11 protein-coding genes are annotated in these 14,250 nt (G+C 40.4%); 3 read left to right on the top strand and 8 right to left on the bottom strand.

What is annotated here, in order from left to right; genetic code table 11:
• The first annotated feature begins 190 nt into the window (after nt 1-190).
• Entirely contained in the window at nt 191-2,389 is a 2,199-nt protein-coding gene (locus KTI79_RS06740) for an OsmC domain/YcaO domain-containing protein (RefSeq protein WP_086375965.1), read from the top strand.
• A gap of 63 nt (nt 2,390-2,452) precedes the next feature.
• On the opposite strand, the gene KTI79_RS06735 is transcribed toward KTI79_RS06740, so the two are convergent.
• From KTI79_RS06735 to KTI79_RS06720, 4 genes are all read right to left on the bottom strand, one after another.
• Complete coding sequence (locus tag KTI79_RS06735) at nt 2,453-4,123, bottom strand: GMC family oxidoreductase (RefSeq protein ID WP_086375966.1); 1,671 nt, start codon at nt 4,121-4,123, stop codon at nt 2,453-2,455.
• A gap of 28 nt (nt 4,124-4,151) precedes the next feature.
• A complete protein-coding gene (locus KTI79_RS06730) occupies nt 4,152-5,045 on the bottom strand; it encodes an alpha/beta hydrolase (protein ID WP_032054809.1) in 894 nt (297 codons plus the stop codon).
• Nucleotides 5,046-5,117: 72 nt separating this feature from the next.
• Complete coding sequence (locus KTI79_RS06725; protein WP_032054808.1) at nt 5,118-5,972, bottom strand: SDR family NAD(P)-dependent oxidoreductase; 855 nt, start codon at nt 5,970-5,972, stop codon at nt 5,118-5,120.
• A 44-nt stretch (nt 5,973-6,016) separates the two neighbouring features.
• On the bottom strand, nt 6,017-7,504 hold the full coding sequence (locus KTI79_RS06720; RefSeq protein WP_032054807.1) for a flavin-containing monooxygenase: 1,488 nt from the start codon (nt 7,502-7,504) through the stop codon (nt 6,017-6,019).
• 135 nt (nt 7,505-7,639) lie between these two features.
• On the opposite strand from KTI79_RS06720, the gene KTI79_RS06715 reads away from it, so the two are divergent.
• Entirely contained in the window at nt 7,640-8,653 is a 1,014-nt protein-coding gene (locus KTI79_RS06715) for an AraC family transcriptional regulator (protein WP_032054805.1), read from the top strand.
• Nucleotides 8,654-8,664: 11 nt separating this feature from the next.
• Here the strand turns inward: KTI79_RS06715 and KTI79_RS06710 are convergent, their stop codons facing one another.
• The 4 genes from KTI79_RS06710 to KTI79_RS06695 all read right to left on the bottom strand — a co-directional run bounded on the left by KTI79_RS06710 (nt 8,665) and on the right by KTI79_RS06695 (nt 13,058).
• Entirely contained in the window at nt 8,665-9,540 is an 876-nt protein-coding gene (locus KTI79_RS06710) for a class I SAM-dependent methyltransferase (protein ID WP_032054804.1), read from the bottom strand.
• Nucleotides 9,541-9,653: 113 nt separating this feature from the next.
• Nucleotides 9,654-11,177 carry a flavin-containing monooxygenase gene (locus KTI79_RS06705; protein WP_032054803.1) on the bottom strand — a complete coding sequence of 508 codons (1,524 nt, stop codon included), beginning with the start codon at nt 11,175-11,177 and terminating at the stop codon, nt 9,654-9,656.
• Nucleotides 11,178-11,199: 22 nt separating this feature from the next.
• Nucleotides 11,200-12,033 (bottom strand): SDR family NAD(P)-dependent oxidoreductase, encoded by an 834-nt coding sequence (locus KTI79_RS06700; protein ID WP_032054802.1) that lies wholly within the window; start codon nt 12,031-12,033, stop codon nt 11,200-11,202.
• A 65-nt stretch (nt 12,034-12,098) separates the two neighbouring features.
• Nucleotides 12,099-13,058, bottom strand: a complete 960-nt coding sequence (locus KTI79_RS06695) for a metal-dependent hydrolase (RefSeq protein ID WP_002163169.1) — start codon at nt 13,056-13,058, stop codon at nt 12,099-12,101.
• 524 nt (nt 13,059-13,582) lie between these two features.
• Between KTI79_RS06695 and KTI79_RS06690 the strand changes: the two genes are divergently transcribed.
• Nucleotides 13,583-14,203, top strand: coding sequence for a TetR/AcrR family transcriptional regulator (locus tag KTI79_RS06690; protein WP_002163161.1), 621 nt, complete (start codon nt 13,583-13,585; stop codon nt 14,201-14,203).
• Nucleotides 14,204-14,250 lie beyond the last annotated feature (47 nt).

The following is a 14,250-nucleotide window of genomic DNA, read 5'->3' as shown; positions in this document are numbered from 1 at the left end:
TAGTTATCAACTGCACAAAATCCCTCTATAATACCGCCAATCTTATTAAAGCCACTTGAGTCGTTCATTAAACACATGGCTTTAATCTCTCATTTTTTTAAGTCAATTTCTTCGCTGTGATTCGGCTTATTTTTCAATATTTAGAATTTTATGTGTCTGTGCTGACACATAAAAATATTTAGGTGCCAGCATGGAAATCAAGGTTAATTATCTCGACAATCTTCGACAGGAAGCTAAGTTCGATGACTTTACGGTAATTGCCGATCAACCAATTCGCTATAAGGGTGACGGTTCGGCACCGGGCCCATTTGACTATTTTTTAGCATCGTCAGCATTGTGTGCAGCGTACTTTGTAAAAGTGTATTGTGCCGCTCGAGATATCCCAACCGATAATATTCGTTTATCGCAAAATAATATTGTTGATCCTGAAAACCGCTATAAGCAGACCTTTAAAATTCAAATTGAATTACCAGCCGATATTTCAGAGAAAGATCGCCAAGGGATTTTACGTTCGATTGACCGTTGTACTGTTAAAAAAGTGATTCAAACGGGTCCCGAATTTATTATTGAAGAAGTGGAAAGCATTGATGCAGATGCACAAGCATTGTTATTGCCAAGCTTAACTTCTGAAAACCATACCTATATTCAAGGTAAAGACCTGCCATTAGAAGAAACCATTGCCAATATGTCTGCCATTTTGGCAAATTTGGGCATGAAGATCGAAATTGCGTCTTGGCGTAATATTGTTCCAAATGTATGGTCGCTACATATTCGTGATGCCCAGTCTCCGATGTGTTTTACCAATGGTAAAGGTGCCACCAAAGAAAGTGCTTTAGCATCTGCATTAGGCGAATTTATTGAGCGTTTAAACTGTAACTTCTTCTATAACGACCAGTTCTGGGGTGAAGAAATTGCCAATGCTGAATTTGTGCATTACCCAGATGAAAAATGGTTTAAACCGGGTCCAAATGGTGAATTACCTAAAGAAATCTTAGATGAATATTGTCTTGAGATTTATAACCCAGATGATGAGTTACTTGGTACACATTTATATGACACCAACTCAGGCAACGTAGAGCGTGGTATTTGCTCGCTACCTTTTGTGCGCCAGTCTGACGGTGAAATTGTCTATTTCCCATCAAATTTAATTGAAAACTTATACTTAAGTAATGGTATGAGTGCAGGCAACACTCTGGCAGAAGCCCAAGTTCAATGCTTGTCAGAAATTTTTGAACGTGCCGTTAAACGTGAAATTTTAGAAGGTGAAATTGCACTTCCAGATGTTCCTGAAGAAGTATTAGCAAAATACCCAAGTATTGTTGCTGGTATTAAAGGTCTAGAAGAGCAAGGTTTCCCTGTATTAGTCAAAGATGCATCGTTAGGTGGCCAGTTCCCTGTAATGTGTGTAACTTTAATGAACCCGCGTACGGGTGGGGTGTTTGCGTCTTTCGGTGCGCATCCAAGTTTTGAAGTTGCGTTGGAACGTAGTCTGACTGAATTACTTCAAGGCCGTAGTTTTGAAGGCTTAAATGATTTACCTCAACCGACTTTCCAAAGTAATGCGGTTACTGAACCGAACAACTTTGTTGAGCACTTTATTGACTCAAGCGGTTTGGTCTCTTGGCGCTTCTTTAGTTCTAAATCTGACTATGACTTTGTTGAATGGGATTTTTCTGGCGAAGGGGAAGAGTCGAATGCAGAAGAAGCTGCAACATTGTTCGGCATTCTCGAAGAGATGGGCAAAGAAGTGTATATGGCAGTGTACGAGCACTTAGGTGCGACTGCTTGCCGTATTTTAGTACCAGATTATTCAGAAATTTATCTTGTTGAAGATTTGATTTGGGACAATACCAATAAAGCACTTTCATTCCGTGAAGATATTCTAAATCTGCACCGTTTAGATGATGAACAGCTTGAAGCATTGGTTGAGCGCTTAGAAGAATGTGAGCTAGACGATTACACAGAAATCACCACGCTGATTGGTATTGAGTTTGATGACAATACAGTTTGGGGTCAACTCACAATTTTAGAGCTGAAATTGCTGATTTATGTTGCTTTACAACAATTTGAAGAAGCAAAAGAGCTTGTCGAAACTTACTTGCAATATAACACCAACACCGTTGAGCGCGGATTGTTCTATCAGTGCATGAACGTGGTGCTTGAAGTGATGTTAGATGAAGAACTCGAGCTTGAAGATTACTTGACTAATTTCCGTCGTATGTTTGGTGACACGCGAATGGATGCAGTATTAGGTTCTATCGATGGTAGCGTTCGTTTCTATGGTTTAACACCAACAAGCATGAAACTAGAAGGACTTGATCGCCATTTACGTCTAATCGAAAGCTATAAAAAGTTGCATGCAGCTCGTGCTAAAGCCGTAGCGATGTAATTAAAAAAGCGAAAGAAAAAAGCCTATTTTAAAATAGGCTTTTTTTATAAACAAATTGCTATGTTAAGCAGAGGCTTTTGTGATCTCTATGGTATCAGCCTCTACTCTATGATCTTGCTGCTCATCCAAAGTATGTTTAGCTGGAATATAAGACATTGCACGTTCTGCAAGAGCTGTAATGGTGAGACTTGGGTTAACGCCTAAATTGGCACCTAACATTGAACCATCTACAACATATAAGTTTTTATAGTTAAACACACGATTTTTTCCATCGACAACACCTTGCTCTGGGCTAGATGCAATCGCGCAGCCACCCATGCAGTGAGCAGTAAAAGGCACGTTAAACAAAATTTCAGTAATGGTGGTTATCGGGTGACCATTAAACATTTTTGCGACTTTTTCAGTAAAGGTGTTGGCCTGTGGAATATAAACAGGAAGTTTTTTACCTTCACTAGATAAAACCTTGCCAAAAGGCCAGAACCAATTTCGTTTTAAACGCATGTTAATGGAAGCATCGGCAGTTTGCATCACTAAGAAAATTAAGGTTTGCCGTGCAAAGCCAACAGGGTTGCTCATGCGTAAAAATATAAGTGGGTGGCTAATGAGTATCCATAACCAATAAAAAATACGGGTCCAACCCGGTTTACCTTTTGCCATATAAGTACACATAAGGCCCATGGCATCGGAACCACCCTGATAGCGAGTCGCTTCAATATGAGTATCATGGTCAATGTAAATACTTGAGCCAATCGCAACGCCCTTACTCATGTCGACATCTTTATCAAAGAAACGAACCCCTAAAATCGACTCGGCATTGGTACGTACCCGATTACCTAAATCATCGGAAATATTTGGCAGAGAACCCGATTGCTTTAAGCGAAACAACATCTCTTGGGTGCCCAAAGAGGAAGCCGAGAAAATGACGTTGCGAACACGCCATGTACGACGTTGTTTATTGAACCATGAGCTTGAGCATTCGGTAGTGACTTCATAGCCATCGCTGCCATCTGCTTTACCATTGAGGGGTTTAACATCAACAACTTTGGTTTCTTCGTAAACCTTGGCGCCATTTTTTTCGGCAAAGTACAAATAGTTTTTATCTAAGGTATTTTTTGCGTTGTGTTTGCAACCTGTCATACAGCCGCCACATGCGGTACAGGTTCCGCGGTCTGGTCCTTCACCGTTAAAATAAGGGTCAGGGTAGGTCTTGCCACCTTCTTCACCTTCGGGTGGAAAGAACGTTGCAACACGAGTGGGTTTAAATGTATGGCCGACACCGACTGCTTCACCCATTTTCTTTAACATATGGTCGGCAGGACCTAAAATTTTATTATCAGTCACTCCAAGCATACGTTCTGCTTCAGCATAGTGCTGCGGCATTTCATTTTTCCAGTCTGCTGCATCTGCCCATGTACCTTCATCCCAAATATGTTCGGGTGGGACAAGTAGAGTATTAGCATAAGTAATTGAGCCGCCGCCTACAGCATTACCGCAAATAATGGTGACATGGCGAAAAAAACGCATATTGAAATAACCGAAAAGTTTCATGCCCGGGCGCCAGATCCAGCGGCGGGTATTCCAGTTGTTTTTAGCAAAATCTTCAGCTTTCCAGCGTCGCCCCATTTCCATTACAGCAACTGAGTAGCCTTTTTCGGTTAGTCGGCAGGCAGAAACACTGCCGCCAAAGCCTGAACCAATGATTAAATAATCATAATCATAACTGTTTGATGCCATGCCAAAGGCTCCTGTCTAGTGATATTTTTTATATTGACTGCATATGTTTATCAATGAATTGCCCAATGCGCTCAATTGAGTCATCGGATTCTTTTAGTATACGCGCGTGAAATTGAAAAACGTGACCGACTTTGTCATAAACCCGTAAGTTCGTCGAAATGTCGTACTTTTTAGCCTGTTCAGCGAGGCGTTTTGCATCATCTAATAAAACTTCTTCAGTACCGACATGAATTAAAATAGGCGGTAGACCAGTTAAGTCAGCATAAAGTGGTGAACAGGTTGGATCGGTTACCGATTTTTCGCCGCAGTAGTTATTTGCACACCACGCTAACCAGTCTTTGGAAAGCATCGCATCTTGAGTAGCATGAGTTTTCATCGTGCTTCCAGAGAGGCTTAAGTCTACCCAAGGGGAAAGTAAAACTAATGCCGCTGGTAACGGTAAACCTGCATCCCGTAAAGCAATTGCCGTGCTTAAGCTTAATCCACCACCAGCGGAGTCGCCAGCAATCATAAGTTTTTTCGGGTTTTGTCCTTGAGCAAGTAAGGCTTTATAAACTGCAATTACATCTTCAAGAGCAGCCGGGCTTGGGTGTTCAGGGGCTAGGCGATATTCAGGTAACCAGACTTGGGCTTGAGCCGCATGTCCGATTTGTGCCGCAAGCTTGGTATGACTTTTTGAGCTACCAACCACATAGCCACCGCCATGTAAATATAAGATGCCGCGTCCTGATTGAGTCGTTTTGGGCTGAATATGGACTGTCGGTACTTGAGCGATGATTTGCTTTTTTGTTTTATAGCCACGTGGCCCAAGCACAATTGCACTGGCTGCATCGCTACAAAAACGTTGTAGCTTTAGTGGTGTTTTAGGGGATAAAGCTGGACGTAGCGTGGTACGGATAGTCCATGCAAGAAGCTGCTTCATAATAAGGACTCATACTAAGCATTTAATGTCAGTCAGCATCTCTTAAAATGAAGAGCATGCTGACCACTGTTTTTATTTTGCTGATTTGTTGAGTAGGCGGGTTTGCAACGCAGTTGCGGTGGCAAAAATCTTTTGGTAACCCTGTGGAAGAATTCGCTGAATCACATCAACGGCTTTCGCATCGGCTCCGATCAGTAAGCGGCGACGATCTTTACGAACAGCTTCTAAAATTTGTTGAGCGGCATCGTCAGCAGGGGTGCGAAGTAATTTATCGAAAGCATCCTGACTTTTTAAAGGATCCATTCCTAAAGACTGGACGCTATTATTCATGCGGGCAGCTTTGGCAATATTGGTACGAATACCACCCGGATGCACACAGGTCGCACTCACTCCAGCATTTTGTAGATCGAGTTCTTGGCGCAATGATTCAGTAAAACCACGAACGGCAAATTTACTGGCGTTATAAGCACTTTGGGTTGGTTGAGCTGTTAAGCCAAACATACTAGAAATATTAATAATATGCCCATCACCACTTTGCTTTAAGTATGGTAAAAATTCTTTGGTGCCATAAACCACGCCCCAAAAATTAATACCAATCAGCCATTCAAGATCTTCATAGCTCACACCTTCAGCCGTACTACCTATTGCGACACCAGCATTATTAAAAATCAGGTTAACTTGGCCATGTTCATCTACCACTGCCTTTGCCCAAGTTGCAACCTCATCACGTTTAGCTACATCAACTTTTTGAGTGGTGACTTTGACAGAATAGGGTGCTAATAGCTCGACTGTTTTAGTTAATCCAGCTTCACTGATATCAGAGAGTGCCAGATGGCAACCTTGTTTTGCGAGTGCTATGGCAAGTGCTTGTCCAATACCAGAACCCGCACCTGTCACAGCTGCGACTTTATTTTTAAAAGACTTCATAAAATTCTCCGTTTATTTTTCTCATTTCCTATGGTGAAGCTTGTTTAAGAAATAGCCGATACCTGAGTGTAGTTTTCAATATCGAAGCGGCGAGTGCGTTGTCGATATTCAAGGGTAAAACCTGGCCAGTTATTGGTATTTTTGCCGTCAGCAGTCTGATACCAACTGGTACAACCTTGTGCCCAGACAGTTTTTTTCATTTTTTCTTGAATGCTTTGATTGAACTCGTGTTGAACTTCTGCACGAACATTGGTGAACAGAAGTTTGTTTTGTAGGGTTGTTTGAATGGCATCTAAAATATAATTCACTTGGCTTTCAATCATATACACAATTGAGTTGTGCCCAAGATTGGTATTTGGACCATAAAGCATAAAGAAGTTTGGAAAGCCGCTAACAGTTAAACCGAGATAAGCTTCTGCACCATCTTTCCATGTGTCTTTTAAGGTGCGACCATCAAGACCTGTAATCTGCATGGGCGCCATAAATTCCGTTGCGGCAAAGCCCGTACCATAAATAATGGTATCGACTTCACGCAGATTTCCTTCCGTATCTAAAATGCCATTTTCGGTAATTTCTTGAATGCCAGTATTAATCACATCGACATGAGGTTGGGTCAGTGTTTCATACCAATGGTTAGAAATTAAAATACGTTTACAGCCAATTGGGTAATCCGGCATTAGGCGGTGGCGCAACTTCCCATCTTTAACAACTTTACGGATGTGACGCTGGAATAAATATTCCACCAAAGGCATTTCATTGAGTGAAGTTGTAAAAGCAAGTAGGCGAATTTCATGGTGCCCATATTGCAAAGCACGATCTAGACTTTGCAAAATTGGCAGTTTACGGAACGCTTTTTTCTCTAAAGGTTGGTAAACACGATCTGGTTTTGGAATAACATACGGTGCTGAACGTTGATAAACGTCTAGATGTGCTACTTGTTTTGCAATTTCAGGTACAAACTGAATTGCGCTTGCACCTGTACCGATCACTGCAACACGTTTACCAGTTAAGTCATAGTCATGATCCCAACGAGCTGAGTGGAATGCCTTACCTTTAAAGTTTTCAATACCTTTAAGTTTTGGATAGGCAGGGCGGTTGAGTTGGCCTACAGCACCGACTAGAAACTCAGCTTCAAACTGTTCACCAGTTGTGCTTTGAATGTGCCATACCCCTTGTAGTGCATCAAATTCGGCACTGGCTATTTCGGTATTAAATTGAACATGTGGACGAATATCATATTTATCGGCACAGTGACGTAAATATTGATAAATCTCTTGAGAGGTACCAAAACGATTTTTCCAGCCTAGCTCTTGCTCAAAAGAAAAAGAATATAGATGAGAAGGCACATCACAAGCAGCGCCCGGATAAGTGTTATCACGCCAGACACCACCGACATCGGCAGCTTTTTCAAAGAGCGTAAATTGTTCAAAACCTGCTTGTTTGAGACGAATGGCTAAACCTAAGCCACCGAAACCAGTACCTATAATAGCGATACGTACATTTTTATTTGAATTAGACGTCGAATTAAACATGGGCTGCTCTAAATCCTTAAAAACAGTGAGCGAAAAAATCGCAATTTCCTGTATGCAGAATAGACGTTTATTAACTTGATTTAGAGGATGGATGAGGACAAAATATTGTGATTCTAGGACATTCTGAGCAATACAGTGAAGTATGCATGGGCTTTTGAACGCAGTGTACATAGTGTTCGGTTAATGGCTGATTTTGCGGTGGAATCAGGCATTTCTTATGAGACGATTTTAAAAGGGACTGGGCTTAGCCAACAACAATTACTTGACCCTAATATGGTGGTGACAGGCCATCAGGAATTACAGCTCATTCATAACTTGGTTGAGCAACTAGGAGACAGATCTACATTAGGTTTAGAAGTGGGCACGCGTTATCATTTCACCACATTTGGACCATTAGGTATGGCTCTGATGAGCAGTGCAAGCATTCGCGAAGCACTGGATTTGGCCTTGACCTATTTTACTTTAACCTTTGCTTTTACCCGCTTTGATGTGTCGGATACACCGCAAGGAATTCGCATAGAAATTGATGAGCAAGATATTCCATCTTCAGTGCGTCAATTCATTATTGAACGCGATGCCGCTGCGCTCATTACGGTACAACGAGATTTGGTGCAGGATAACTTTTGCCAGTATTTGGCTTTTTCTTTCCAACTCAAGGGTGATGCCGAGCCTTATCAGAATTTATTTGGCGTGAGGCCTGAATTTGGTGCTGCGAAAAGCTTTGTAATTCTTGACCCGCAAAAAGTAGACCAAAAGTTGCTTATGGCAAATGATTTGGTTTTACATACAGCCGAAGAACAGTGCCGTCAAATATTAGAAAAACGCCAATCACAAAATAAATTTACAACCTTAGTGCAACAGCAACTTATGAATGTGCGAGGGGAAATGCCTTCTATGGAAATAGTCGCTGACCGATTGCATTTAAATATGCGGACCCTACGCCGTCACTTGGCATTAGAGGGAATGACTTTTATACAAATTCGTGAAGAGGTCAGGCAAGTTCTAGCTGAGCAATATTTGGCATTACCAAAAGCTTCGGTTGAGCAAATTGCCGAGTGGTTAGGTTATGCCGAACCTGCCAGTTTTATTCATGCTTATAAAAGATGGCATGGGAAAACACCTCATGCCATGCGGCTAAGTAACCAATGATCAAAGTATCTTTATTTATTTAAACGCAAATGCAATAACCGTGTTGCTGAGGTGTGGCGAATTTCATCGATACGTGCATTAAAATATCGTTCAGTGATGGCTTCACCGGAAAGATCTTCGACCACTTTAAATCCCATCTGCTCCACGGCCTGATGTAAATCTCTTGGTTTAAATTGGCCCAATAAAGGCTCTTTCAGCAAATGGGTAAACTGTGCAACGCCCATACTCCCAAGTCGCTCAATACCTTTTAATTCCTGAAAATCAGTCGAATAGTCGAGTACCACTTCACTACCGTTTGCAGCAAAGTTGGCAATACTTTTTAAAGTTTGTAAGGTCGTTTGCGGATTTAAATAATGAGTTGTGCCTAACCATGAAAAAAATGCAGGAGCAGATGAATCGTAGAGACTTCTGTTTAATGCTTCTGAAATAGACTCTTTCTCAAAGTTAATAGCAACAAACTCAACGTTAGCAGGAATATTCCCTAACTTTTTTAGCTTAGTCTGTTTGGCCGCTTGAGTATCAGGATGATCCACTTCAAAAATTTTCAAAGTAGGATAATGGTGTGATTCACGTAGTGCAAAAGAGTCTAGGCCAGCACCCACTAATACATATTGCTCAATATTGTGTTGAACTGCCTGAGCAAGTAAATCTTCGGCATAGCGAGAGCGACCGACCACTTGTCCAGTAAGTAGACCTAAAGTACGGTTTAAAACCGCAGAATTCATCACTTTAACAATCAGTGAATTAGAGAGAAGTTTTTTCCAGCCTTTACTGGTCAGCTCAAAAGCATAAGGGTCAGAAAATACAGGGTTCTTCGTATTTTGAAAATGATTGGCTCGTAAGGCAGCAGCAGCTTCAGCAGTACGACTTGATTGTCCTTCTTTCATCTTTATCCTATTTTTTTATTTCTTGAAGATATTCAACGAAGAAGGCAGTGTATTTCATAAAAACCTAAAATACACTGCCTATTTCTTACAACTGATTTGATCGAAAATACAAATTAGTGAGTTTTTGTCGTTTGATACGTCACTTCATAATCTTTCAAATCTACTTTTTTCAAACGTTGTTTAAGTTTTTTCAATGACCAAGGCCATGCAGCAAAGTTACGCCCATTGGCATCAAGGTAGTAACTCTTACAGCCGCCGCTATTAAATACGGTCGTTTGCAAGTGTTTTTGCACTAAATCGTTATGCTTTTTAATCACATCAGATTTAACATTTAATTTGCTAATTCCTTTGTTTTTAATTTTCAATAAGCCATCTACGATATAGTCGAGCTGCGCTTCTGCCAAACCAATGAAAGAGTCATAAACCAGTACGTTAGGCCCTAAAACTAAAAATGCATTAGGTACATTTTCAATGTTGGTGCCTAAGTAAGCCTCTGGCGAACTATTTTTCCAGATATCTTGTAAACATTGACCTTTTTCATTGTGGACACGTTTACCAATGGGTGGGTGAGACACTTCAAAGCCTGTACCCCAAATAATCACATCAACTTCGTGGCGTTCACCATTCGCAGCAACCACCGTATTCCCTTCAACTTTCACTAAACCATGAGGAATGAGAGTCGTGTTTGGTGCTTGTAGCGCAGGGTAGTAATTGTTAGCGAATAAAATACGTTTACAGCCAATATCAAAGTTTGGTGTGACATTTTTACGTAGCACAGGATCATTAATCTGCAATTTAAGTAATTGCTTACCCAAAACATTTACTGGTTTTAGGGCAAGGGGGTTACGTAAACCAAAGTTAATTGCATTGAGTGTTAACGCTACACTTTTACGCCAGCTCGCCTGAATAGCTGGATATTTCGCAATGACTGATTTACTAAATTCGCCCAAGTCCGTATCTGGTTTTGGTAGTACCCAAGGTGCTGTACGTTGGAATACAAAAAGCTCTTTCGCTTTTGGTTGAATTTGTGGCACAAACTGAATGGCAGATGCGCCAGTACCAATCACGGCAATGCGTTTACCTGTCAAATCATAATCATGGTTCCATTTAGCCGAATGGAACATTTCGCCTTTAAATGTTTCTAGTCCTTCAAGACGTGGGATTTGAGCTTCGGTAATTGGACCTGTGGCAAAAATAACGGTTTTAGACAAATATTGACCAGTCGTGGTATCCAGTACCCACACGTGACGTGAGTCATCCCATGCGGCATTCAGCAATTCATTATTAAATTCGATTTTAGAGGTCACATTAAATTCGTTACTCACATCTTCCAGATAACTTAAGATTTCTGGTTGGCGCGCAAATAAATGGCTCCATTTTGCACTTGGTGCAAATGAGTAAGAATAAAGAGCAGACGGTACATCGCAACCACAACCTGGATAGGTATTTTCACGCCATGTTCCACCCACGCGGCCAGCTTTTTCAATAATTTTATAATTGGTATAACCAACTTGATCTAGGCGAATGGCAGCAGCGATCCCTGAAATGCCCGCACCCACAATAAAAGTATCGAAAATATGGCTTGGTGATTTGACAGCTTTTTTTGCTGATGCATTTGTTTTCATTTGCGCAGTCATATGTGTACTACCTATAAATTTTTTATTTAAATAATTTGTACGATGTACCAAGGAACTTGGTATACAAGCTTGGGGATGCGCGTTTCATAAGCCAGAATAACTTCGCATCAATTTGAGGAATGGTATACATCTCATCCTGATCAAGGCGATTAAGGGTTAATCTTGCAACATCGTCACTTGTGGTGAGCGCATAGTTCATCAGCGCATGGTCTGCTAGCTTTGAATAGCGTCCGGGAATTCGACCATTTTTAATGATATTGGTAGGGACCAGCGTCGGGCAGAGTACGTTTACCTTAATGTTAAACTTACGCAGTTCGGCAGAAAGCGTTTCGGAAAGCGCGCGTACACCCGCTTTAGTCACGTTATAAGCAGTCATTTCTGGTGCAGCAGTGTAAGATGCAGCAGATGCCACATTAATAATCGCGCCGTAACCTAGCTTTTTAAACTTGGGAACAAATGCATGGCAACCGTGAATAACACCCCAAAGGTTAATATTCATGACCCAGTTCCAGTCTTCTAGGCTTAGCTCGTCAAACTTGCCACCTAAACCCACACCAGCATTATTAATGACAAGAGTCACAGGGTGCCCAAGTAAGATTTCAGCAGTTTCAGCTAGATGATTAACCTGTTCAGCATTACCCACATCACAACGCATAGCAAAAGCTTTGGCGCCTTCTTGTTCAAGAAGTTTTACAGTTTCTTCAGCAGCTTCCAGATTAATATCTGCACACACTACGCTGCCACCACGTTTTGCAAGTTCAAGTGCAAAACTTCGACCAATCCCACTGCCTGCACCCGTCACTACGGCATAAGCTTTTTGGCTTGGTTTAACTTTCTTTTTGCCAAATAAAATCATGATTCATCCATAAATAGCTTGAAGAGATACCAGCTACCTTTTTGATAGCTGGAAATACAGGACGATTAAGACATGCGTACTGGTGGGGTAAATTCTTTAACAAAGTAAGGAGCAATTGCACCGCCTTCGGTCAGCAATTTCTTTTTGTAATACTCAAGATATTCAGTTGTATCATGATCATTTGGATGAAAATCTGGGCGTAAGTAGTCAAGAATTTGACCAATCGTACTGCCGAAAACTCCGTCTTTTGGACCAAAGATTAAGCCTACACCGCGACGAGCATCTTTCCAGAATTTCAAAGTCAGCATCTCTTGTGGCTTTCTTAAAACAGGGACAAATAATGTAGTCGCAGGGATTAATCCTAAGATTGTAAATAGCGCGAGGAAGAAACCAGACGCGCGTAGTGCATAGCTACCATTTAAAAGTTGATAGACATCGTAGGCAATATCTTTATGCTCAGACTCTTCAAGCATATGCCACATCCACAATGCACGGCTTTTTTCGTCATTTGAATAATAGAAATTCTTTTCATGCTTCATCATGTATTCAGCAAGTACTGCAGTAAAATGCTCAATACCTGCCATCATTGATAATTTGAGTGGCTGTGGAAACTTTAAGAAAACATACTTAAAGAAGTTTGAGCCAAGAAAACGATATAGCGCAACGGGATATTCAGCATCTTGAAGGGCATCGTTATATTCATTGTGCAATTTTGAATGAATTGCTTCTTGGCCAATCAACGACGTTACTCGCTGCTTTAATATTGGATCTTTAATAAATTCACGGTGATGGCGAGCGGTTTCAATCACTAGATCTTCACCGTAAGTTAAAAACACCGAAAGTGTGGCAAAAAACAAAGTAGCAAATTGATTGTCCATATAGAATCTGACATCAATTTCTTTACCATCAAAACCAATATTTAAATGTCTGATTGGAATTGAGCTTTTGCTAGCAAAATCGGGTAGCTCAATTTCACGCTGAAATTTAAGTTTGTTGAATGATTTTTTAACTGCGGTCGAGATCATGGCGACACCCTGAGGCAAAGTAGTGGTGCATTTTGATGAAAATCAATAAACTCAATGATCAACAAAGCACTGTAAAATTCCATTTTCAAAAACAGATGATTCTCTGCATTGACTACGGTGTTGTTGCTCCGTTATTTGTTTGATTATTTGGCTGAATAACGGAAGAAGAACCGAGGCAGGCAAGAGCTGCTGAATGACTCTTCTTTAATTTTTTCATATTAATCTGACATTATGTTCGGATTCAATTCGGGTAAATTTTTAAATATATAAAAGTATTTTATAGACATTTTTTGCAATATAATTTTTAATTTATTTGGTTTTATATTACTGAAAAATAATGATTTAAATCTATAATGATTCTAAAAAAGTAATAAATTAACCCATGCATTGATTGAGAAATTAAGCTCTGCTTTTCTGAATTTTTTCACTTAAGTTTGACAACTATTCGGATTTTGTTTTTTTATTTCTACCCAGTCAAATTACATGCTAATCTGACTTTATGTTCGGATTATTGATTAGATCGTATGACTACGCGTAAACCTCGTCAAACTCGAGCTAAAGTCACTGTCGACACGATTATTGAAGCAGGTTTTATTGCCGTGGCACTTCATGGACCGAGTGGAACCACGACACGTCATATTGCAGAAATTGCAGGGGTGAGTGTCGGGTCTTTATATGAATATTTTAAAAATAAAGAAGAAATTTATGATGCGATGAATCACTTTTTTGTTCGGGAAATTCTGGACATGATTACAGAGCTTACACCGACGATTTTACAGTTGGAGTTAGAGCCTGTTATTGAAATGATTTTTTATACTTTTAGTGATTTATTAAAGAAAAATAACGACCGCTATTTGACTGTTTTGCGTTATGCAGGAGAGTTACAGTACGACAAATACATTCCCAAAATTGAGCAGGCTTTAATGGAAGTCATCATGAAATATATGATGCATAATCCTAAATATCTAAAAATCAATAATTTGCCTGTAATTACCTATATTTGTATCAATAGTGGAATTTTTAATGTAGCGCGGCATCTTATTTTGCCAAACCCTTATATTAGTTTTGATGAAATGGTACAGGGGCTAACCACGATGATTATGAGCTATATCAATACAGAGATGGCACGTTCAGAAGAACATTGAGCTGAGTTAGAATTTTTATAAGTCCGATCAACAATAAAAAGCCCTCA

The organism is Acinetobacter sp. WU_MDCI_Abxd143, from assembly GCF_025514195.1.
Taxonomy (GTDB): domain Bacteria; phylum Pseudomonadota; class Gammaproteobacteria; order Pseudomonadales; family Moraxellaceae; genus Acinetobacter; species Acinetobacter pittii_H.
This window is presented reverse-complemented; position numbering and strand designations above follow the sequence as displayed.